This window comes from Devosia sp. XK-2, assembly GCF_037113415.1.
Classification (GTDB): Bacteria; Pseudomonadota; Alphaproteobacteria; order Rhizobiales; family Devosiaceae; genus Devosia.
This window is the reverse complement of the sequence record NZ_CP146608.1, coordinates 530,374-551,645: the sequence shown is the minus strand read 5'-3', so window position 1 is coordinate 551,645 and position 21,272 is coordinate 530,374. Positions and strand designations below refer to the sequence as shown.

Annotated in this window: 24 protein-coding genes and 1 other RNA gene; 12 read left to right on the top strand and 13 right to left on the bottom strand. The window is 61.7% G+C overall.

Annotation, left to right across the window (positions count from 1 at the left end; translation table 11 throughout):
* Positions 1 to 21 precede the first annotated feature (21 nt).
* Positions 22 to 942, top strand: coding sequence for an SMP-30/gluconolactonase/LRE family protein (locus tag V8Z65_RS02620; RefSeq protein ID WP_338723938.1), 921 nt, complete (start codon positions 22 to 24; stop codon positions 940 to 942).
* Here the strand turns inward: V8Z65_RS02620 and V8Z65_RS02615 are convergent.
* The 5 genes from V8Z65_RS02615 to V8Z65_RS02595 all read right to left on the bottom strand — a co-directional run bounded on the left by V8Z65_RS02615 (position 914) and on the right by V8Z65_RS02595 (position 3,947).
* Positions 914 to 1,417, bottom strand: a complete 504-nt coding sequence (locus V8Z65_RS02615; protein WP_338722337.1) for a DoxX family protein — start codon at positions 1,415 to 1,417, stop codon at positions 914 to 916. The two genes, V8Z65_RS02620 and V8Z65_RS02615, sit on opposite strands and share 29 nt — an antisense overlap.
* Positions 1,414 to 2,172, bottom strand: coding sequence for a DNA-binding domain-containing protein (locus tag V8Z65_RS02610; protein WP_338722336.1), 759 nt, complete (start codon positions 2,170 to 2,172; stop codon positions 1,414 to 1,416). Before V8Z65_RS02610 ends, V8Z65_RS02615 begins: the two co-directional genes overlap by 4 nt.
* The gene (locus tag V8Z65_RS02605; protein ID WP_338722334.1) at positions 2,169 to 3,026 is read right to left on the bottom strand and encodes a DUF692 domain-containing protein; all 858 of its coding nucleotides are present in this window, start codon (positions 3,024 to 3,026) and stop codon (positions 2,169 to 2,171) included. The genes V8Z65_RS02610 and V8Z65_RS02605 overlap by 4 nt, the downstream gene beginning before the upstream one ends.
* A gap of 57 nt (positions 3,027 to 3,083) precedes the next feature.
* Positions 3,084 to 3,392: a DUF2282 domain-containing protein gene (locus V8Z65_RS02600; RefSeq protein WP_338722333.1), complete on the bottom strand. Its 309-nt coding sequence runs from the start codon at positions 3,390 to 3,392 to the stop codon at positions 3,084 to 3,086.
* Positions 3,393 to 3,557: 165 nt separating this feature from the next.
* The gene (locus V8Z65_RS02595) at positions 3,558 to 3,947 is read right to left on the bottom strand and encodes a PRC-barrel domain-containing protein (RefSeq protein WP_338722332.1); all 390 of its coding nucleotides are present in this window, start codon (positions 3,945 to 3,947) and stop codon (positions 3,558 to 3,560) included.
* 182 nt (positions 3,948 to 4,129) lie between these two features.
* On the opposite strand from V8Z65_RS02595, the gene V8Z65_RS02590 reads away from it, so the two are divergent.
* Both V8Z65_RS02590 and V8Z65_RS02585 read left to right on the top strand, forming a co-directional pair.
* A complete protein-coding gene (locus tag V8Z65_RS02590) occupies positions 4,130 to 4,387 on the top strand; it encodes a hypothetical protein (RefSeq protein WP_338722331.1) in 258 nt (85 codons plus the stop codon).
* Complete coding sequence (locus V8Z65_RS02585; RefSeq protein ID WP_338722330.1) at positions 4,387 to 4,680, top strand: hypothetical protein; 294 nt, start codon at positions 4,387 to 4,389, stop codon at positions 4,678 to 4,680. The genes V8Z65_RS02590 and V8Z65_RS02585 overlap by 1 nt, the downstream gene beginning before the upstream one ends.
* Before the next feature lie 48 nt (positions 4,681 to 4,728).
* Here V8Z65_RS02585 and V8Z65_RS02580 read toward each other — a convergent pair whose 3' ends face one another.
* From V8Z65_RS02580 to V8Z65_RS02570, 3 genes are all read right to left on the bottom strand, one after another.
* Positions 4,729 to 5,394: an OmpA family protein gene (locus tag V8Z65_RS02580; RefSeq protein WP_338722329.1), complete on the bottom strand. Its 666-nt coding sequence runs from the start codon at positions 5,392 to 5,394 to the stop codon at positions 4,729 to 4,731.
* 99 nt (positions 5,395 to 5,493) lie between these two features.
* Positions 5,494 to 6,264 carry an SDR family oxidoreductase gene (locus V8Z65_RS02575; protein WP_338722328.1) on the bottom strand — a complete coding sequence of 257 codons (771 nt, stop codon included), beginning with the start codon at positions 6,262 to 6,264 and terminating at the stop codon, positions 5,494 to 5,496.
* Between the two features lie 170 nt (positions 6,265 to 6,434).
* Positions 6,435 to 7,760, bottom strand: coding sequence for a hypothetical protein (locus tag V8Z65_RS02570; RefSeq protein WP_338722326.1), 1,326 nt, complete (start codon positions 7,758 to 7,760; stop codon positions 6,435 to 6,437).
* A 373-nt stretch (positions 7,761 to 8,133) separates the two neighbouring features.
* On the opposite strand from V8Z65_RS02570, the gene hemA reads away from it, so the two are divergent.
* From hemA to V8Z65_RS02555, 3 genes are all read left to right on the top strand, one after another.
* Positions 8,134 to 9,414, top strand: coding sequence for a 5-aminolevulinate synthase (hemA, locus tag V8Z65_RS02565; RefSeq protein WP_338722324.1), 1,281 nt, complete (start codon positions 8,134 to 8,136; stop codon positions 9,412 to 9,414).
* A 202-nt stretch (positions 9,415 to 9,616) separates the two neighbouring features.
* Positions 9,617 to 10,201 (top strand): cytochrome b, encoded by a 585-nt coding sequence (locus V8Z65_RS02560; protein ID WP_338722323.1) that lies wholly within the window; start codon positions 9,617 to 9,619, stop codon positions 10,199 to 10,201.
* A gap of 96 nt (positions 10,202 to 10,297) precedes the next feature.
* On the top strand, positions 10,298 to 10,783 hold the full coding sequence (locus tag V8Z65_RS02555) for a flavodoxin domain-containing protein (protein ID WP_338722322.1): 486 nt from the start codon (positions 10,298 to 10,300) through the stop codon (positions 10,781 to 10,783).
* Between the two features lie 207 nt (positions 10,784 to 10,990).
* Here V8Z65_RS02555 and V8Z65_RS02550 read toward each other — a convergent pair whose 3' ends face one another.
* Positions 10,991 to 11,626 (bottom strand): LuxR C-terminal-related transcriptional regulator, encoded by a 636-nt coding sequence (locus tag V8Z65_RS02550; RefSeq protein ID WP_338722320.1) that lies wholly within the window; start codon positions 11,624 to 11,626, stop codon positions 10,991 to 10,993.
* Positions 11,627 to 11,909: 283 nt separating this feature from the next.
* A complete protein-coding gene (gene mscL / locus V8Z65_RS02545; RefSeq protein WP_338723937.1) occupies positions 11,910 to 12,347 on the bottom strand; it encodes a large conductance mechanosensitive channel protein MscL in 438 nt (145 codons plus the stop codon).
* Between the two features lie 182 nt (positions 12,348 to 12,529).
* On the opposite strand from mscL, the gene V8Z65_RS02540 reads away from it, so the two are divergent.
* The gene (locus tag V8Z65_RS02540; RefSeq protein ID WP_338722318.1) at positions 12,530 to 14,146 is read left to right on the top strand and encodes a PAS-domain containing protein; all 1,617 of its coding nucleotides are present in this window, start codon (positions 12,530 to 12,532) and stop codon (positions 14,144 to 14,146) included.
* A 37-nt stretch (positions 14,147 to 14,183) separates the two neighbouring features.
* Here V8Z65_RS02540 and V8Z65_RS02535 read toward each other — a convergent pair whose 3' ends face one another.
* Complete coding sequence (locus V8Z65_RS02535; RefSeq protein WP_338722316.1) at positions 14,184 to 15,050, bottom strand: LOG family protein; 867 nt, start codon at positions 15,048 to 15,050, stop codon at positions 14,184 to 14,186.
* A gap of 84 nt (positions 15,051 to 15,134) precedes the next feature.
* Here V8Z65_RS02535 and V8Z65_RS02530 point away from each other — a divergent pair, with 84 nt between their 5' ends.
* On the top strand, positions 15,135 to 16,106 hold the full coding sequence (locus V8Z65_RS02530; RefSeq protein WP_338722315.1) for a DUF817 domain-containing protein: 972 nt from the start codon (positions 15,135 to 15,137) through the stop codon (positions 16,104 to 16,106).
* Positions 16,107 to 16,376: 270 nt separating this feature from the next.
* Here the strand turns inward: V8Z65_RS02530 and V8Z65_RS02525 are convergent, their stop codons facing one another.
* Positions 16,377 to 17,291, bottom strand: a complete 915-nt coding sequence (locus V8Z65_RS02525) for an aminoglycoside phosphotransferase family protein (protein WP_338722314.1) — start codon at positions 17,289 to 17,291, stop codon at positions 16,377 to 16,379.
* 170 nt (positions 17,292 to 17,461) lie between these two features.
* Between V8Z65_RS02525 and V8Z65_RS02520 the strand changes: the two genes are divergently transcribed.
* Positions 17,462 to 17,878, top strand: coding sequence for an SH3 domain-containing protein (locus tag V8Z65_RS02520; RefSeq protein ID WP_338722313.1), 417 nt, complete (start codon positions 17,462 to 17,464; stop codon positions 17,876 to 17,878).
* 179 nt (positions 17,879 to 18,057) lie between these two features.
* Here the strand turns inward: V8Z65_RS02520 and V8Z65_RS02515 are convergent, their stop codons facing one another.
* Positions 18,058 to 18,705: a glutathione S-transferase family protein gene (locus V8Z65_RS02515; protein ID WP_338722312.1), complete on the bottom strand. Its 648-nt coding sequence runs from the start codon at positions 18,703 to 18,705 to the stop codon at positions 18,058 to 18,060.
* 253 nt (positions 18,706 to 18,958) lie between these two features.
* Here V8Z65_RS02515 and ffs point away from each other — a divergent pair.
* The 3 genes from ffs to V8Z65_RS02500 all read left to right on the top strand — a co-directional run bounded on the left by ffs (position 18,959) and on the right by V8Z65_RS02500 (position 21,262).
* Positions 18,959 to 19,054, top strand: an RNA gene (ffs, locus tag V8Z65_RS02510) — signal recognition particle sRNA small type.
* Between the two features lie 133 nt (positions 19,055 to 19,187).
* Positions 19,188 to 20,942 (top strand): DNA polymerase III subunit gamma/tau, encoded by a 1,755-nt coding sequence (locus tag V8Z65_RS02505; RefSeq protein WP_338722311.1) that lies wholly within the window; start codon positions 19,188 to 19,190, stop codon positions 20,940 to 20,942.
* Complete coding sequence (locus V8Z65_RS02500; RefSeq protein ID WP_338722310.1) at positions 20,939 to 21,262, top strand: YbaB/EbfC family nucleoid-associated protein; 324 nt, start codon at positions 20,939 to 20,941, stop codon at positions 21,260 to 21,262. Before V8Z65_RS02505 ends, V8Z65_RS02500 begins: the two co-directional genes overlap by 4 nt.
* The last annotated feature ends 10 nt before the right edge of the window (positions 21,263 to 21,272 follow it).

Below are 21,272 nucleotides of genomic sequence, written 5' to 3'. Positions count from 1 at the left end.
TTTACCGCATTGGAGGGGATGATGGCCGAACAAGATCTTTACGAAATCATCGATCCGCGTTTTGCGCACAAGATCGTTGGCAGTGCGCGGCTGGAGGAGGTTCATTCCGGGTGCCGGTGGACCGAGGGGCCGGTTTGGTTCTCGGACCATGACTGCCTCTATTTTTCCGACATTCCCAACCAACAGGTGCTGCGCTATCTGCCGCGCGACAATTCAGTCAGCGTCTTTCTCGAACCCTCCGGCTTTGCCAATGGTCACACGCGCGATGGCCAGGGCCGGTTGATCTCCTGCGAGCATGGGGAGCGCCGGGTGACCCGCATGGAGATCGATGGATCGATCACCGTGCTCGCCGACAGTTTTGAGGGCAGAAAACTCAACTCGCCCAATGATGTGGTGGTCAAATCGGACCGGTCGATCTGGTTCACCGATCCGACCTACGGCATCCTCTCGGATTATGAGGGCTATATGACCCCGCCGGAGCAGCCTGTCCGTGGGGTCTATCGCATTGATGGCGATACCGGCGCGATCAGCCTGATGGTCGGCGATTTCGTGCAGCCCAATGGACTGGCCTTCTCGCCCGATGAAAGCCGCCTCTATGTGGCCGATTCAGGCGCCAGCCACAATCCGGATGTGCCGCGGCACATCCGAGCCTTTTCAGTTGAAAATGACGGTCAGTCCGTGCGCGATGAGGGGCCGTTTGCCGTGATCGATGCCGGCGTTCCGGACGGCTTCAGAGTCGATAGCGAAGGCTGGCTCTGGTGTTCGGCGGCCGATGGCGTGCATATCTTCGACGAAACCGGCAAGCTCTGTGGCAAGATCCGCGTGCCGCAATGCGTATCGAACCTGACATTTGGCGGGCCGCGGCGAAATCGGCTGTTCATCACCGCCACGACCTCTGTTTATGCGCTTTACGTCACGGCGCGGGGTGCGCAGACCCCTTGAGCCGCGCACCGACCAGACCGCCCAAGAGCCGATCGGCCGAGAGCGTTCCCCCGCCATAGACCAGCAGTGCCAGTGCCATGGCGAACCAGGGCAGATGAAAATTGACCAGGCCATCGGGCACGGTGAGCTGGATGATGATGGTCATGCCGATAATGCCGAGCGCGGCCAGGCGCGTGCCGAGACCGAGAACGAGCAGCACAGGCAGAACGAGCTCCCCTATTCCGGCCAGGAATGCCATGGCCAGCGGCGCCGGATAGGGAAAGGCCTGGCCAAGAATGTGCAAGCGAAACTCCTGCTCGAACAGGTAGCGCGCGCCGGTCGACAGGTTGAAAAACCCGTCCCATTTGGTCAGACCCGAACGCCAGAACGGGATGGCCAGAGCGACACGCAGCGCGAGCAGGGGCAGCGCCGAGGGCACGCTGCCCAAGCCTGTGTCGAGCCGCTGCCAAAAGCCATGAAGACGATCGATAATCATGTCAAAGCTCCGTTGATGGCCGCAAAGGCCCCGAGGCCGGCCAACCCCACCAGTGCGGCGCCAGGATCGAAATCGGGAAAACCGGCTATTGCGGCCTCCGAGGCCGATGCAAGGCTGTTGCCCTCAGACAGCGCCGAGAGAAACGCGGCGGCGGAAGCGGGAATGACGGTGACGCGAACCTCCGCCTGCGGGCGGGTCAGCAGCACGCATTCCCCACCCGAGATTGAGGGGATATTGGCTGGCGACGATTGGTGAGCGGACCAGATCGATCCAACCGGGTAGCGGGAACGGACGCTGCGAGACGCCGGCGCCAGGACCAGGGTCAAAGCTCCCAGCGCGGCGGCATCAATACGCCCCAAATCGGCGGGTGCAAGGGTAGCAGCATCAGCGGCATTGTAGACGTCCGACCAGGCTGCCTCCAACCGCGCCAGGTCTGGCAGGTATGGCAGGCTCGAGGCAGGCGGAAAGCTGGCGATGAATTCAGCAAAGCTATCACCGTAGTGTAGCAGGATGGGACTTTTCGGCTTGTTCTGCCCCACATAGACCCGCGCCATGCCCGCGAAGAATGTTTCGCCGACCACTTGCCGCACAACCGGGAAACGGGCGGCAATGGCGCCGGTCAGGCTCACGTGAACATTGTTGCGATAGACGGCAAAGCGCTTTGCGTCGGTGGTACCGCGTGGCGATACCAGACCGGATGGCACGGGCTCAGCCGGGTTCGTCAGGGCGCTGGTGAACTGGCTCTGGCTGGTCACGACGCGAGCCTTTGCGCCAGGGTGCCATCGAGCACTTCGTCGACCAGCCGCACCTCGTCCATCAGCACATCGAAGGTGGGGACATCATTGTCCCATTCAATCAATGTCGGCAGCGGGCCGGTGCGAGAGATCGTATGGCGGTAAAGTTCGAACACATCGGGGCGGACGCGGCTGCCATGGGCATCGATCAATAGACGTTCGCCAGCATCGTCAGTGGTTTCATCATAGCCGGCGAGATGAATTTCGCCGACATGGTGGATGGGAAAGCGGTCAATATAGCGCACCGGATCCAGCCGGTGGTTGACCGCCGAGACCATGACATTGTTGACGTCGAGCAGCAGGCCGCAGCCGGTGCGGGTGGCGATGGCGTCGAGGAAGTCGACTTCGTCGATCGTACTCTCCGCAAAGAGCACATAGGTTGAGGGATTTTCCAGCAGCATGCGCCGCCCCAAAGCCTGTTGCACCTCTTCGACATGGGCGACGACGCGATCCAGCGTCCGGGACGTATAGGGGACCGGCAGGAGATCGTTGAGATAGCCTTCGTCGTGGCTGGACCAGGCCAAATGCTCCGAAAACGAGGCGGGGGCATAGCGATCGACCAGCACTCTCAGACGGTCAAGATGGGCACGATCGAGCGGGCCCTCCCCACCGATGGACAGGCCAACGCCGTGAAGCGACAATGGATAATGCTCGCAAATGGCGGTCAGGTAACGATGCGGCGGGCCGCCGTCGCCCATATAGTTCTCAGCGTGAACCTCGAAAAAGCCAAGGTCAGGCTTTTCGGCAATGATCTGCGTGTAGTGCTGGGATTTCAGGCCCAGGCCGGGGCGGGCCGGCAAACTATCGAACGGCATTGGAACCTCCCTTGAAATGCAAGGCGGGAGGCTCGCAAGCCTCCCGTATTGAAGCGGTCAGCTTGCCATGGGGAGATCGCGATCGAGCGGCTCGAGCGAACCCATGCGGTCGCCTTCGATCATCATGGTTTCACAAGTGCCTGCAGGCACAGCCTTCCAGGCATTGCCCTGATAGTCGATGGTGGATGTGCCGGCGCAGGTGGTGCCGGGGCCCGCGGCGCAATCATTGGCACCGGCCAGGGCCACGCCATAGCATTTCTCGGTTGCTGCCATGGCATCGCCGCCCATCGCATCCTGAGCGATTGCGGTGCCGCCGAGTGCAGCGCTGAGCGAAGCGGCGAGAGCGAAAGTGGTCAGGCGGTTCATTGGATTCTCCTCTGGTGGGGAACCTTTGCGGTTCCAACACGAGGACATTCGTCGCCGGCCCGAAGGCGTTACATGTTCACGCGCTCGTGAACGCAAAAAAGACCGGCGCCGTAAAGCCGGCGTCGGCCCTTGCAATCATTTGGTCATTGAAAAGCCTGGCCTGGATCAGATCCAATATGGGGTCACGCCATAATAGTCATGGACGCGACGCCCATTCTCGGCCGTCCAGAAATTGTCGTCGTCGCTTTCGTAATGCGGGGCGCCTTCGAGCTGTTCCCTGGTGATATCGACGCGGTAGCCGCCGAGATTTTCGTCATAATCGAGCTTGGACCAGGGCAAAGGATAGTGGTCATGTCCAATGCCCAGAAAACCACCGAAGCTCAGCACGGCATAGGACACCTTGCCGCCGCGCTTCTCGACCAGAATGCGCTCGATCGAGCCGATATGCTCGCCGTTCGGATCGTAAACCTTAGTGCCCTCGACCTTGTCCGAAGCGATCAGGTCATGGGTTTCTTTTACGTCCGCGGTGGCGACGCGTTTGTCATCATAGGCCATTTAATCCTCCTCATTTGGGGGTGTGGAGGCAGAACGCGAGCATCCATGACCGGTTTCCGCAAACGGAAAATGTGATCGCGCGAGCGGCGCCTTCAGACGTTCGGCCGCCGGAACCAGGCGCATCCCACGGCATTGAGCTTATGGACAACCATAGAGTTCGACACAAACCGCGGGAGAGAACAATGATATTGGATAGCCTCAAGGAACGCATGGGCGGCAAAGACCAGCTCAACCCCATGCAGATCGCCCACCACACTCTATTTACGGCGCGCGAGAAGATCGCGCTCCTCAACCAGCTCAAAGCCGAAGCGACCGGCGCGCCGGTCGAGGGCGGCGCGGTGGCCTTTGAGCCCGAGGAAATCGACCAGGCCATCGCCGAAGTGCGCGAGGGCGTGGAAGAGGGCGTGGGCACAGAAACCGTATTGAAGGGAGATTACTGATGGCCGAAGCCAAGGAAAAACACTCACCACAGGTCGCCAAGGTCGACTATCTGGTCGATGAGAACGCCGCCAAGCTGGACGTGCCGGACGGATCTGGCCTCAAAGTCGCCGGTGAGCACGACCCGACCGTGGGTTCGACCGGGCCCACCAATTGGTGGCTCTATGGTCTGGGCGCGCTGGCAATAATCATCGCCATCCTGCTGGTCATGCAGGTTTTCTCGGGCGCGCCGGGGACCGATATGCAGCCGGGCACACCGACCTCCGACCCCGTGATCGAGACGCCAGTGCAATAATAAAGGCGCGATCCGAAGATCGCGCCTCTGGCATGATTTGAAGCTCTATCAGCCGCGAATCGGGGAGAGCTGGATTTCCACGCGGCGGTTTTGTGCGCGCCCGGCTTCGGTGGCGTTGGAGGCAATGGGAGAGCTTTCGCCCTTGCCTTCGATGTAGAAGCGGCGCTGGTCGATACCCTGATTGGCCAGGATGGTGGCGACAGAAACGGCGCGGCGCTGGCTGAGAGCCAGGTTATAGGCGTCGTCGCCCTGGCTGTCGGTGTGGCCATAGACATCCACGATCGTCTTGTCGAACTTCTTGAGCACGAGAGCAACCGAAACCAGGGTCTGGTTGAACTGAGGCTGCACGGTCGACTGATCGGTCGCAAAGGTGATGTTGGAGGGCATGTTGAGAATGATCTGATCGCCCACGCGGGTAACCGAAACACCGGTGCCCTGCAGCTGGGCGCGCAGTTCGGCTTCCTGCTGGTCCATGTAATTGCCGATGGCCGCGCCGGTCAGGCCACCAACACCGGCGCCAATCAGCGCGCCAACGCGCGGGTCACCACCAACGGCGGCACCGACAATAGCGCCAGCAACAGCACCGCCGCCAGCACCCAGCAGGCCACCGCCAGCGGTGTTGGAGAGGCGGCTCTGGCCTGTATAGGGATCGGTGGTGGTGCAGGCGCTCAGCGCCAGGGTCGCGGCAAGGGCGACGAGAACCTTCGACTTCATATGGCTTCCCCCAAAAGGATTCGCGGTTATTGGCCTTGTGTTGCCCCTGAATAAGGCAGGAGCGTGATGAGGGGAAGAGGCTGAACGGGAGATGAACGGTCAGCTATTGGCCCAGCCCGCATCGACCAGGAATTGCTGGCCGGTGACCATGGCGCTGTCCTCGGCCGCCAGGAACAGGGCCATGCGCGCGCAATCGGCGGGCTTTACATGGCCCGAGAGCGCCTGCTGCGCCTCGATCTGTTCCAGCCCGCCCGGCTTGATCCAGAGATCGAGCTGGCGCTGGGTGATGACCGCTCCGGGAACCAGTGTATTGACGCGGATGCCCGACCGACCCAATTCACGCGCGAGGGATCGGGTAAGGCCATGAGCGGCGGCCTTGGCGGTTTCGTAAACCGGCAGGCCCGGCGTCATGATCATCCAACTGATCGAGCCATAGTTGATGATCGACCCCTGCCCCGCCTTTGCCATGCCCGGCGCTACCGCCTGAGCGGCGAAAAAGGCGTGCTTGAGATTGACAGCCATGCGCTCGTCCCATTCATCAGGTGTCACCTCGGCCCAATTGTGCCTTTGGTCGTGCGCGGCATTGTTGACGAGGACCAGCGCGTCGCCGTGAAGGCGCGAAAATTCAGCAATGACAGCCTGATAGGCGGCAATGTCGGTGATATCGCAAGCGATAAAATGGACTGTCCGGCCGGCCTGCTGCAACTCTGCTGCCAGGGCTTCTCCGGCCTCTACGGCGATGTCGACAAAGCCTACTTTTGCGCCCTGTTCGGCGAAGGCGCGGACCATGGCCTCGCCAATGCCGGAAGCGCCGCCAGAGATGATGACGGGGCGATCGTTGAGACTTGGATAGGTGGCGAAGCGCGTCATGGTCGGGTCCGAAAGAAGCCAGGAGTGAGGCCAGGATGGCCTTCATGAACACTCCCTTAACCCGAGGCGCCCCATTCCGGCAAGTTGTTTTGAGGTACGTACATCATGCCTCAATTGACGTGGATGGGGACCCGCGCCATCGGGGCGGCCGCGTCAGATTGCACGCACAATCAGCGCAGACGTTCGACGGCGGGCGCCATGGTATGAGGGGTCACGTCGCGACGCTCGATTTCGTCGAGCAGGGCGGACACCTTCTCGACATTGTCGATGTGGCGCTGCTCCATGGAGAAGTTGAAGGTCACATAGTCACGGCCCGGACAGAAGGTGCAGATATTCACCTCGGAGTGCCAGGCGCCGCAGTAAAGCGGCTCGACCATGCCGTGGGTCATGGGGCCATAGGTGCGGTGCGGCGGCACCAGGGTGAGAACGATGTGGGTGCCTCCATTGAAGCGCCAGAAGCGCTTATTGGGCAGGAAGGGAAACACGCGATTGAGGGCGCGCATGACCTTGAACATCGAATTGATCACCACCTGGAAAGATGTGATGTCCTTCTGCTCAATGCCTGCCACGGTATTGTCGACCGCCCGGACATAGTCGACAAAGTCATCCATGACGGTGAATTTTGCCTCCAGCGCCCGCACCCGGAAGAAATCATCGTCAGTATCGTTTCGCCTGGTGTCGAGCATCGTATAATTGGCGCCGATCACCTTCTTGCTCATAGCCTTTTCGCTGCCCTCGCCATTGAGGGCGTGGGTGACCAGGGCGAACATGAGAGAGCGTTGGCGGACGCCGAGTTTATTGGCGAGTTGACGCAGGCGATGGCGCTCAACAGCCAGGGTCTTGAAACCCCAGGGCTGCGCCTTGGGTGCCAGGACATTGGCCAGGACCAGGTAGATGAGCGAGGTCAGCCCGCCGCGCATGGCGCTCCTGAAACGGTCGACCCAGGGCAGCTTGTTAGACTTGTCGGATTGCACGCCATGACCGGCCGCGGCCGAACGTGTCAACAGGGCCGAGTCCGAACCCTCGAGCAGGGCATGGCTGGAGCGCACCTGCAGGATGGCAGCACGCCCCTGCGCGTCCGGACCATCGCGCCGCACGGCGGCCATGACACGAAATAACGGCAAATCCTCACGCTCGAAAATGTCGGAGGATTTGCCCAGCCATTTATCGGGATAGCCGTCAAACTCGTCGACGATATCGACCGAGGTAATGGCATCGAGCAGATGCTTGGGAAAAGGCTGGCCCGGCCGGGCGCCAACAAAGCCGTGCGTGAGTTGGGGCGCCAGGGCGATCATTTCGGCAACCATGTTGCCCAGGGCATCCTTGTCGTAACTCTGGGTGGAAAAGGCGGTAAAAAAGACCGTGTCCCGCCCCTGGTAGAGAAACCACTGGAAATCGGTGAACAGGGCGCGCGGATTGTGTTCCACCGCGGCCCGCGCCAGGGCCAGCGCATCGGCATGCTGGCCGGCAAAACTTGAAGATGAAAAGCTCTTCATCCCTAAACTCCCCTCATTACTCTCCCCAGAGTCACTCGATCTAAGCGCAGTCAAAGCAAACTATCAACAAATACACCGCGATCCGGTTAATCGACAAAAGGACGGTAGCGGCAATACCGACCCGGCGCATCGGACACTTGTCCGAGGCGAGCCCCATATGCGCGCATGCGGTAGTTCCCGGAGTTGGCAGGGCGCGTCGCTTACTTTAGAATGGCTCTGATGTTTGCTGATCAGCCCCAATGCGCAGAAGGGGTTAGCCAGGTCAGCGCGTCGAATTGACCTATATCAATGCGACGTCACGGGGATTAGATAGAGCATTAAAGAGCAGGTTCGGCCGCCCCGCCGTCCCCACGCTCGCAAAGGAACGGCTCCCATGGATTATCGCGGAATTTTCGAGGATGCAGTGGACACACTGCGGTCGGAGAAGCGCTATCGCGTCTTTGCAGACCTCGAACGGATCGCCGGACGCTTTCCCAAGGCGGTCTACCGCGACGATGCCGATAATGCCCGCGAAATCACCATCTGGTGCTCCAATGATTATCTGGGCATGGGTCAGCATGAAAAGGTCGTCAAGGCCATGCAGGACACCGCAGCCAGCATGGGCGTAGGCGCCGGCGGCACCCGCAATATTTCGGGCACCAACCGCCCATTGGTGGAACTGGAACGTTCGCTTGCCGATCTGCACCGCAAAGAGGCGGCGCTGGTGTTCACTTCGGGCTTTGTCTCCAATGAAGCCGCGATCGCCACCATTGCCCGGCTGATGCCGGACTGCATCATTTTCTCGGACCAGCTCAACCACGCTTCGATGATCCAGGGCGTGCGCCAGTCCGGCGTGGAAAAGAAGATTTTCCGGCACAATGACGTGGCACACTTGCGCGAATTGCTGAGCCAGGTGGACCGCAAGCGGCCCAAACTGATTGCCTTTGAAAGCGTTTACTCGATGGATGGCGATATCGCCCCCATCAAGGACATCTGCGACCTGGCCGAGGAATTCGGCGCGCTCACCTATATCGACGAGGTCCATGCGGTGGGCATGTATGGCCCGCGCGGCGGCGGCATTGCCGAGCGCGAAGGGCTGATGGACCGGATCGACGTGATCGAGGGCACATTGGCCAAAGGATTTGGCGTGATGGGCGGTTATATTGCCGCCAACCGCTCCATTATCGACGCGGTACGCTCCTATGCGCCTGAATTCATCTTCACCACCGCCCTGCCCCCAGCGCTTTGCGCCGCCGCGCGCGCTTCGATCGAGCACTTGAAGGGCAATGGCGAAGAACGGGCCATGCATCAGCGCCAGGCAAGGCTGACCAAGGCGATCCTGGCCGATGCCGGCCTGCCGGTCATGGAGACAGACACCCATATCGTGCCGCTGATCGTGGGCGACGCGCGGGCCGTGAAGGCGGCCAGCGACATGCTGCTGGACAAGCACAATATCTATATCCAGCCGATCAATTACCCCACAGTGCCCAAGGGCACGGAGCGACTGCGCATTACCCCCACGCCATTGCATACCGACGAGATGATCTTTGAGCTCAGGCATGCGCTGGTGAGCGTGTGGACGAGCCTGGAATTGCCGCGCGAGCGGGCCGATGCGGCCATTACCGCGAGCAAGCTGACCAGTGGTGATCTGACCCTGCCCAGCCTGGGCGGCTAGTTATCGACTTCAACCGATAGCGCTATGGGGATGAATCCGGCAAAGGCGACGTGCCCTTGCTGCGTCGGCCGGTGAACGGCGAGCCGTATCCCCGCCAGGATAGCGAAGCTTTCCAATAATTCACGCAGATTACAGCACGATAAGTTGGTTGCGACCCGATGCTCATGCACCTTTTTAGGGCAGCGACATCAGGAGCATCAACATGGCCGAGAGCCCCGAAAATGAACGATATGACGGTGTGACCGTCGGCTTGCACTGGTTGAGTGCCATTCTGGTGCTGGCGCTTTTCGGATCAGCCATGGCGTGGACCTATCTGCCGCGTGATATGGGCCTGCGCTGGCTGTCGGGCACACATGTGTCGCTAGGGGTGGCGCTCGCCCTCACCGTCATTGCCCGGCTGATCTGGCGCCTGACCGCAGGGCGTCGTCTCCGCCCGGTGCCCGGCAAACCGCTGAGCCATATCGCGGCACGCATCGTCCATATGGCGCTTTATGGTCTGCTGCTGGTGCAGATCGGACTTGGCTTCGGCATCGAGTGGCTTGGCGGCGGCGCAATCTCATTCTTCGGTCTGTTCGAGCTACCGAGCCCATTTTCGGCCTCGCGTGAACTCAGCGGCCGGCTCGAAAACGCACACGGTCTTGTAGCCTGGATGATGATGACGCTGGTGGGCGGCCACGCCGCGGCGGCCCTCTGGCATCATTATGCGGCCAGGGACAGCGTATTGACGCGAATGGTCCCGGGCCTGGTTCGACCAAGCCCAGGCCTGCCCGGCAAAACGACCGACTAGAGACGTAACGCAGATGCCTGTCCCTGTTTGACCGAGGTCAAAACCCTGCCGCAGTTATGAGTCTATCCTGCCTGGACAAGGCCGGGAGCATGCGCCATGTCCATCCTGATTGTCTATGACAGCATTTTTGGCAATACCGGCCAGATTGCACAGGCAATGGCCGATGAATTATCGCGCACCCATGACACCAGGCTTGCCTCGGTGCAGGATGCCAGAACACTCGACATGTCCGGGGTAGACCTGCTGATTGTCGGCTCGCCGACACGCGGCTTCCGGCCAACGCCGGAGATCCAGGAATTTGCGTCGCGGCCGGACCTGGCCGGCGCGGCGGCATCTTTCGACACACGCATCGATCTCGAGACGATCAATCCCGCACCATTGCGCTGGGTTGTGCAGGCCGGCGGCTATGCCGCCGAACGCCTGGCGCGGGAGCTTTCCGAGCAGGGGTGCCACCTGGTCGGGGAGCCGGCAGGCTTTGAAGTCACCGGCCAGGAAGGGCCGCTCAAGAATGGCGAAACCGAGCGGGCCGCCCAATGGGCCCGCGGCCTTGTCGATTTATTGCCGCGGACTGAAGGGCCCTGAACCGCTCGATATCGACGATGGAGAGACGGCCTTTAGAGCATGTTCGATTTGATCGGAATCGGCGGGTCCTTCGCCTCCCTCCCCCTCGAGGGGGGATCGAGGGTGGGGGTAGTTTTGCGGGTCGCCGATAGACCCCCACCCCCAGCCCCTCCCCTCAAGGGGGAGGGGAGCAACCAACCGCGCGTTTCCGTCAGAAACTGACAGAGTCTAGCTCGTGAGCACGATGCGCATGAGGTCGGCGGTGTTGCGGGCGCCGAGCTTTTCCATGACCCGGGCGCGATGCACCTCGATGGTGCGGGGCGATATCCCCAACTCGCGGCCCGCCTCCTTGTTGGACTGCCCATTGGTGATCAATTGCAGCACTTCGCGTTCGCGCGGGGTGAGCTGGGAAAAGCCACGGACTTCGACAGGCCGGCCGCCGGCCTGCATGGCTCCTAAATGAATATCCTTGCGCAGAGCGTCCCGCACCACGGTCAGCAGCAATTCGCTGTCGATGGGTTTGATCAGAACATCGGTCGCGCCCATTTTCATGGCCGCCACTGCTGCCTCGACCTGGGGTTCATTGGCCAGCATGACCACGGGCGCCCCGGTGCGCAGCGCCTTGACCCGGCGCAGCAATGCCAATCCGCTTTCGCCGGACTGGACAAAGTTGATCACCGCGACATCGGGCGGGCGCCGCTCCAGCCCGGCGATAAACTGAGCCGCATCGAGCGAAAAGACCGTCTGAAACCCTTCGAGCCTGAACAATACACTCAGCGCCTCGCAGGTGCCCGGATCGGGATCGGCAATGTGCACCAGCCGGTCCCGGTTGAGAAAAGCGTGATAATAGGAATGCGTATTCATGCCATGGCCCCTTCTCGGCAAGTTCGCTTCTGAGCCGGACGCCAGGGCAAGACGGTCCGCACGGGGCGGATGCAATTGCCCGCCTCGCTGCACCTCTGCCCAGGTGTCCCGCAAGTGTAGTTTGCTCTAAGTGGTCGCGCCGTCCGATACGATGAATCCGTAGGATGGACTACCTATGAAGAGGTATATTTTCTTCAATCAGAAAGTCAAGGACATTATTCCTAGCTTCTGACCAGAGAAAAGGCCGGCAGTCGATGCCGGCCCGGCTGATATACGAAGGCGCTCAGGCCTTGGAGTTGGCGCGGATGGCGTCGCGAATTTCGGTCAAGAGCACTTCTTCCTTGGAAGGAGCGGGCGTGGTTTCGACCGGCTCCTTGGCCGCCTCGCGCTTCATGGAGTTGATGGCCTTGACCACCATGAACAACACAAAGGCAATGATGGTGAATTTGACCACGGCATTGATGAAGAGCCCGATATTGAGCGTGGCCACACCCGCCTCATTGGCCGCGGCCACCGAGGGCACGGGCACGTCATTGGGGTTGGACAGCACGATGAACAGGTTGGAAAAGTCGACGCCGCCGATAACCAGGCCGATCAGCGGCATGAAGATGTCATCAACGATGGAGGAGACAATGGCGCCAAAGGCGGCGCCGATGATCACGCCAATGGCCAGATCGATCATATTGCCCTTGATGGCAAAGTCCCGGAATTCCTTGAACACGCTCATTTTTGCCCTCTTCTTGAAATTGGTCCGCCCCACTCCGGCGAACACCATGATTGTCCACACCGATCGATTGAACGGCTTTTGGCGCAAAAGGCAATGGGCCCAATGGTGGACTTGCGCGGCAATGGGGCCGGGCCGATAAGGGGACACAGAACCAAAGGCCATCCAAAACAGACAGAATGAGCCTAGTCGGCCACGACCCCGCCAGCGCAATCGCCCTGGCAATCGACCATATCCCGCAAGGTGTCGCCGTGTTCGATACCGGGCTGCGGCTGGTCGCGTCCAACCAACGCTACAGCACGCTGCTGCATCTGCCCGAGGACCTGATGCGGCCCGGTTCGGCGCTGTTCGACATTGCCCTTTACCTGGCCGAGCGCGGCGATCTGGGCGCTGGCGATGCGGCGCAATTGGCCATAGAGCGGATCAAGGTTCTGACCTCGGCGCCGACCACGGTGACGCAGCGCATCGGCCAGAGCGGGCAAATGCTGGAATTCCATTCGAGCCGATTGCCCAATGGCGGGCTGGTCATCAGCTTTTCGGATGTGACAGCGCGGGTGCATGCTGAACATCAGCTTGAGCAGGTCAACCAGACGCTGGAAAAACGGGTGGAGGAACGCACGGCGGCGCTCAAACAGGTCAATACCGAACTCGAGACGGCGCGGGCCAAGGCCGATGCGTCCAATCACGACAAGACCCGCTTCCTGGCGGCGGCCAGCCATGACCTGCTGCAGCCGCTCAATGCGGCGCGGCTCTATACCTCGACCCTGATCGAGCGGGCGAAATCGACCGGATTTGCCGAACTGGCCAATTCCATCGAGGCCTCGCTGACGGCGGTGGAAGACATCATGTCGGCCCTGCTCGATATTTCCCGTATCGACAGTGGCGCGCTGAGGCCTGCCCCGGCCCCGATCCAGGCGCAGGACCTGCTGAAAAAGACCGAGGTGGAATTCGCGCCCATGGCGCGCGAGCGCTCGATATCGCTGCGCATTGTAGGTACCGGGGCGACGGTGATGGCGGACCGTTCGCTGGTGGGACGGATCGTTCAGAACCTGGTGTCCAATGCGATCAAATATACGCCGGTGGGCGGCAAGGTGCTGGTGGGGCTGCGCAAGCGGGGCAATCGGTGGCGGCTCGATGTGATCGACACCGGGATCGGGTTTAACAGGGACCAGCATCGCCTCGTCTTTGCCGAATTTTCGCGCCTTGAACGCGGCGCGCGCATGGCGCAGGGGCTGGGGCTGGGATTGTCGATCGTGCAGCGGCTGGTGACGGCGCTAGGGCTGACGCTGGAGCTCGACAGCCGCGAGGGACATGGATCGCGCTTTTCGCTCTATCTGCCCGCGGTGCGCAATGCGCGGCCGGCCAGCGTGGCGCAGGTGCCGGCGCCCGAGCCCGCCTTCGGCGCGCTCAGCCTCAAGGTTCTGTGCGTGGACAATGAACTGGCCATTCTCGAGGCCATGGAAGGCCTGCTGAGCCATTGGGGCTGCGAGGTGCGCACCGCACTTTCGCTCAAGCAGATCGACAGGGAGCGGCTGCTCGAGGGCTGGTATCCGGACCTGGTGCTGATGGATTATCACCTGGACCAGACATCGGGGCTGGATGCCATTGAATGGCTGCGCCACAATATTGGCGGGCACCTGCCGGCGGCGCTGGTAACGGCGGATCGCAGCCCGGCGGTCAGGACCCTGGCCGAAGAGCGGGGGATTGCCGTGATCACCAAGCCGGTCAAACCGGCGGCCTTGCGGGCCACTATCAGTGGGCTGGCCAACCAGAGCGGCGGTCCGCGCGCTGGCTGAAAAGATGGCCGGGCGGCGAAGGGGGCCGGTTCGGCCTTCAGCCGCCACGCCAGGTGGGCTCGCCCATTTCAGGCAGATTGTAGAACTGGCGCACCACGTCCCAGCCTTCCTTGGCCGTATCCACAAGCGTGAACAGGTCCGGATCGTCCGGCGAAATCGTGCCCGCTTCCGCCAGCGCATCGAGATTGATGACCTTGGTCCAGAACTCCTTTCCGAACAGCAGGATTGGAATGCGCTCCATGCGGCCGGTCTGGATGAGGGTCAGACTCTCGAAGAATTCGTCGAGCGTGCCGAAGCCACCGGGAAAGACGGCAACGGTCTTGGCCCGCATGAGGAAGTGAATCTTGCGGGTGGCGAAATAGTGAAAATTGAAGCTGAGATCCGGCGTGACATAGAGATTGGGTGCCTGCTCGTGCGGCAGCACGATATTGAGCCCGATGGTGGGCGCCCCCATATCGGCCGCGCCCCGATTGCCCGCCTCCATGACACCGGGCCCACCACCGGTGGTCACCACGAATTCCTTGAAATCCAGGGACGCCGATGTCTGGGAGGCAAATTGAGCGAATTTGCGTGCTTCGTCATAATAGCGCGAGGCCAGCTCGAGATTGCGGCGCTGGATTTCGTTCTTGGCCGCCCAGGCCGGTTTGCCGGGCTCGGGGATGCGGGCGCCGCCGAACAGAACGACTGTCGAATTGATGCCATGCTCGCGCAGGCGAAACTCGGTCTTGAGATATTCAAGCTGAAAGCGCACGCCGCGCGTGTCTTCGGACGTCATGAACTCATCGTCGGCAAAGGCCAGCCGGTAGGCGGCGCTGCGCGTCTGGGGCGTATCGGGCGCCTTGCGCGAAACGGCAATGTCCTGGCTGGAGGTACGCAATGAGGTCGGGTGGCGGCGATTTGCCAAGGCGAGCTCCCTTTCGGCCGGCGCCACAATTCGGCGCTTATGCCAAGGGCATAACCAGCCAAGGGTATTCGGGCAAGGGCGGGCATGGCCAATCAGTTCACGAGTGTGGAAGCAATCATCGACCAGGCCGCCCATGGCGTTCTGGCCAAAATGCCGCGCGGACGGCTCGCCGACCGCTCAATCGAGTTTTTGGTTTTCGGGCTCAAACAAGCCTGGGCGTGCCTGTTTGGCGGACTGATGCTGGCCATGATCCTGATGACGCGCCTGTGGTGGCCCGATATCGGCCTATACCGGTACGATTTCTGGTTTCTGGCGGCGCTGAGCATCCAGCTCGGCATGATCGTTTTTCGGCTCGAAACCTTGGAAGAGGCGCGCGTCATCCTGATCTTCCATGTGGTGGGGACCGGCATGGAAATTTTCAAAACCGCGATGGGTTCGTGGGTTTATCCCGACCCGGCGCTGCTCCGCATTGCCGGCGTACCGCTGTTTTCGGGTTTCATGTATGCCTGTGTCGGCAGCTATATGGTGCGCATTCAGCGCATCTTCGATATCAGCTTCACCCGCTATCCACCGGTGTGGATGACGGCCTTTCTGGCGCTGGCGATCTATATCAACTTCTTCAGCCACCACTATTTGTTCGACATGCGCTGGGTGCTGTTCGGCATCACCATCGTGCTTTATGGGCGCAGCTGGATGCATTACCGCGTCTTTCGCTTCACCCACCGCATGCCGATGCTGCTGGCCTTTTTCCTGGTGGCTCTGTTCATCTGGATCGCGGAAAATATCGCCACATGGGGCCGGGCCTGGATTTATCCCGGCCAGGAGCATGGCTGGGCCATGGTGAGTTGGAGCAAGCTCGGCTCGTGGTATTTGCTGATGCTGATCTCGGTGGTTCTGGTGACGCTTGTGCATAAGCCAAGGCGGCACGAACCGGCCGTTGAGGCTCCGCATCTTCGCCATAACGCGGCTGGTCTTGCGCCCACCGCGCGCCACCCTTCGAGCCGTCCCGAAGGGCAAATCTCTCCGGTGGAGAGATTTGAGGGGAGAAGGCTATGAGCGCTATGCGCGAATGGCGCAGGCCTGAGCCGCGAGCTCTTCACGTGACGGTGTCTGTCCCGAGATCGCAGCGGTGGGGATTGTGTCGCTCTGTAGCGCCCTGCCGAAATCCCAAAGTCCAGAGCCCTCGGCTCAAGGCCGAGGGTGACGGCCAGTGGGGGAGCGACATTAGAGCAATACTGGAGGACCGGCTTCGACGCCTTATGAGTCATTTGCGGGCTCGCTCCGAAATCCCAAGAGCAGCCATTTCGCTCAGGCTCCGACGTCCTCCTAGACCACCACCGCTGTGCGCTTGAGGTCGTCCAAGATATCGATGGGAGCATCCTTCGTCGATAGTACGCCGATCCGGCGCAACCAGGACCACATCGTTAGGCGGTGCAACAGAGTATAAAAGGCCAAGGCACGGGCGGGGTCGGGGTGATCTATGGGGCCGTAGCCCTCCAAGATATACGGTGCGCTGCCAGGAGCGTCGTGCTCCGAACAGAACAGGCACTTGGCCAAATCAGATATGGCATCGGCGGCATGAGCATTGCCAAAGTCAACCAGGCCGCTGAGGTGGAGCAGACCATCTGTCTCGGTGGCCAGGATGTTGTTGGGGTGCAGGTCATCGTGTGCCAGGACCGCGCCGCGGCTGTGCGGAACGACGGCATCGAAATCGGATTCGGCAATGTCGCGCAGGCGTGCCGCAAGCTCTGGGTCGGCGCCATAGTCCATAAATCGGCTCAACGCGCTATCGAGACGACTGCGAACGAATTCGGCGTTGGTGCTGACCGGGTCAGCAATTCCGTCGGTGTCAAAGCGACCATAAGCTGACATGCCGATGGTGTGCATGGACCTCAGTAGACTTCCCATCTGCTTGTACAGGTTGGCGATGTCGCGATGGTTTCGGAGGCTTCCGGCGGTTAGGCCTGGCAGGTAGTTGGTGACGACATACCGAAACGGCAAACGGGACCGAGAGTGGTCGACCAACAGGTATCGGGCCACCGGGAGACCGACGGCATGTGCCCGCGCAGTGGCGTAACTGTCGCTGCCGACGATCTTGGTTTCGTCGTCTTGGTAAACCTTCAAGACGAGCGCAATATCCGTATCGAGGTCGAGCCTGAACACGTCCGCACTGCCACCAGCAAGCGGTATGACTGCTGAGGCCTTGCCCAAGTCGAGTGGCGCGATGGCATGGTTGGCCATTAATGCGTCCAAGATAACCTGCCTCCGAGCGGTCGTGCCCGCAGACCATCTTGGGTCTGCTTCTGTCCCATCATGCAACATAAGCGGCCATTCCTCCACCCACCCCCATCCAGCCCCACACTCCCCGTTAATCCGCTTCCGCCAATATACCTCCCGCAGGAGGATGCGCCGTGGCCAGGAAAAAGACGCAAAGTTCCAATGTTATTGGCTGGGCGATTCTGGGCGCCATGGCTTTTGGCATCTATCAGTTCGGGATTTTGGGCAGCATGGATCGACCTGCCGCTGCAGCGGCGCGGCCGGCGGGTGTCGTGGCCACGGCCAGCCCGCGGCCGGCGTCGGTCCCGCTCGATGCGCCGCGCTATGTCGATGTCGCCATGCTCAATGTCCGTCATACGCCCGGCACGTCGGGGCCGTTGGTTACGACCCTGCCGCGCGGCACGGCGCTCAGGGTGCTCGACCGGCGCGAGGGGTGGCTACTGGTCGATTTGAGCCCCACGCTCGAAGGCTGGGTGGCCGAGCACCTGACGACGACTGCGGCGCCCGCGCCGTCCTATCGGCCTCCGGCGCCCGTGAAAGCCTCGCGCTAGCGGTCGGTTCCAAGCATGTTGCCCGACAGTGGATGCCGGTTTCGGCACCAAGGCATGCGCAAGAACAACAGACCGAAGCGCATGGAGCAAATCTGAAAGATTGCGAATTGCTTTGGCGAAACCTTAACGCGGCAGTGCCGGCGGAGCCCAGCTGCGTATGGAACTATGGTTTGCTCCGGTCATCTGGCGGCCGCTTGAGCCACCGCCAGCTGTGCCGCAAAGGCGCGCTGATAGGCCGACCGGGCCTGTGCGCGGGCGCAATAGGCGGCGAGATTGGCAAATTCGTCCAGCAGGCCCGAAGGTTTCAGTCGCAACAGCACATGCACCATCATGATGTCGGCGGCGCTGAAGGCGCCATCGAGCCAATCGCTGTCGCCGAGCCGCAGGGCAAGCTGGCCCAGCCGGACCCGGATGCGATCCTTGACCTGAGGCAAGCGCTGTTCCGTCCAGCTCTCCTGGCCTTCGGCGAACCGGGCCGTCTGCAATTCCAGAATCGGCGGTTCCACCGTGCCGACCGCGGCGAACATCCAGCTTATCGCCCGCGCCCTGGCATCCGGATCGTCCGGCAGCAGGTGAGGATGCCGTTCCGCAATATGCAGGATGATCGCCCCCGTCTCGAACAGCACGAGGTCACCTTCTTCATAAGTCGGAATCTGGCCGAAAGGCTGCCGTGCCAGATGCGCCGGTTCTTTCATCTGCCTGAATGAAACGAGCCGCACGTCATAGGGCTGGCCCACTTCCTCCAGGGCCCAGCGCACCCGCATGTCGCGCGAGAGCCCGGCGCCACGATCGGGCGAGTTGGCGAAGGCGGTGATGGTCGGGGTCATGGCCGGCTCCAAGATCTGAATCATCTGTATGAACGACGGGCATCACGCCACTGGTTCGACACCGTACCGATGTTTTCTGCTCCCGCAGTGTCCCCGACAGTACATTGCGGCAGGCGTGGCGGCCCGTATCCTCAACCGCCAGCGCGTCGCCTCTCGCCCGAGGTGGCAATGCGCAATGACATTGTTGTAACGAGTTGCCATTTGGCGCCTTGAGGCCTTGCATCCGTGGCCCAAAATCCGCATATAGGCCCTCGGGAGGTTGGCGCGGACGTGTTCCTCGCCAACCGGGTCAGGTCCGGAAGGAAGCAGCCCCAACGAGATCCTCACGGGTCGATGCCAGCCTCCTACGCAATTCCCTGTTCAGAATCGGGCGATCAGCGACCCAATGCGGCTTTGGCCTTTTGCGGGATGGGTTGGCATGCCCTATGTTCGGGTCATGACTATCGGCAGATTCCCCGGCGAGAAGGACAAGGACAGGCAGCATGGCTGACACTCAGACCACGCCCTATCTGGTCCTGGCCCGCAAATACCGCCCGCGCGACTTTTCCACCCTGGTGGGGCAGGACGCCATGGTGCAGACGCTGGGCAATGCCTTTGCGCAGAACCGCATCCACCATGCCTTTATCCTGACCGGCGTGCGCGGCGTGGGCAAAACCACCACGGCCCGCATCCTGGCCCGCGCCTTCAACTATGAAGACGAGACCGGCCGGCATCCCACGCTCGAGCTGGAAACCGAGGGCACGCATTGCCGCGCCATTATCGAGGGCCGGCATGTCGACGTGGTGGAAATGGACGCCGCGTCCAATACCGGCATCAACGATATTCGGGAGATCATCGACTCGGTCAAATATGGCCCGGTTTCGGCGCCCTATAAGGTCTATGTGATCGACGAGGTGCATATGCTCTCCACGGCCGCCTTCAACGGGTTGTTGAAGACGCTGGAAGAGCCGCCGCCCTATGTGAAATTCATCTTCGCCACCACCGAAATCCGCAAGGTTCCGGTGACGATCCTGTCGCGGTGCCAGCGCTTCGATTTGAGGCGCATTCCGGCCGATGTGATGACGGCCTATCTCGAGAAAATCCTCGGGCAGGAGGGCATCGGCTTCGAGCCCGACGCGCTGGCCATGATCGTGCGCGCGGGCGAAGGCTCGGCGCGCGACAGCCTTTCGCTGCTCGACCAGGCCATTGCCCATGGCAATGGGGCGGTGAACACGGCAACGGTCAAGGCCATGCTGGGGCTGGGGGACCGGGCGCGGATCATCGATCTCTTTGAAGACTTGATGGGCGGCCGTATTGCCGAAGCGCTGACGGCCCTCAAGGAGCTTTATGATCTGGGTGCGGACCCGCAAACCCTCTTGGCGGACCTGGCCGAATTCACCCATCTGGTGACGCGGATAAAGGTAGTGCCGGCGGCGGCCGATGATGCCTCGCTGACCCCCGACGAAAGGACGCGTGGCGCCGATCTGGCGCAGCGACTGCCGATGCGGGCGCTGACGCGGGCCTGGCAAATCCTATTCAAGGGCAATGAGGAAACCGGGCGGGCCGGCAATGCGCTGCAGGCCGCCGAAATGACGCTGATCCGCCTTGCCTTTGCGGCGGACCTGCCGAGCCCGGATGAGGTGATTTCCAAGCTAACCCAGCAAGGGCAATTGCCGCAATCGGGACCGAGCGCAGCGCCGTCGCCGCGCGGTCCTTCGGGCGGCGCTTCGGCCATGCGGGTCGAAGCCCTGCAGACGAGCCCGGCGCCGACCGCCGTCGCGGCGCCATCACCGGCCGTTCCGGCAGCGCGGCCACAGGCGGTGGCGCAGCCGGCCCTGGCCACAGTGGCCAGCTACAAGGACCTGATTGCCCTGGCCGCGGCGAAGCGGGATGTGCTCGTCAAGCTGGCGCTGGAAAGCCAGATGCGGCCGGTTTCGTTCGAGCAGGGGCGGATCGAGGTGGCGCTGAGCGATGGCGCCGATCCGGGCATTATCGCCACGCTTTCGGCCCGGTTGCAGACGTGGACCGGACAGCGCTGGCTGGTCATGGTCTCGACCAAGGCCCCGGAGGGCCTGACCATCCGCCAGGAGAAAGAGCAGCGCAAGGAGGCGGCCACGGCCGCCGCCCATGACGACCCTTTGGTCAAGGCCATATTGGAAACATTTCCGGGCGCCAAGCTGGTGAATGTGACGGTGCGCGACGATGAAACAGCGCCGGCTGAACTGGCTCCGCCCCCACCCGAAGAGGATGACGAATGAAAGACATCATGAACATGATGAAGGCCGCCGGCGAAATGAAGGCCAAAATGGAGGCCATGCAGGCCGAACTGGCCGAGCTGATGGTCGAGGGCCAGTCCGGCGGCGGCATGGTGAGCGTATCGCTTTCCGGCAAGGGCGAGATGAAGGGGCTCAAGATCGACCCCGCGCTCTTGAAGCCGGAAGATACCGAGGTGGTCGAAGACCTGATCATCGCCGCCTTCAACGATGCCAAGGGCAAGAGCGAGGCCGAAGCGCAGCGCAAGATGGCCGAAGTCACCGCCGGCCTGCCCATTCCCCCGGGCATGAAGCTGCCGTTCTAGGCTGGCGCCG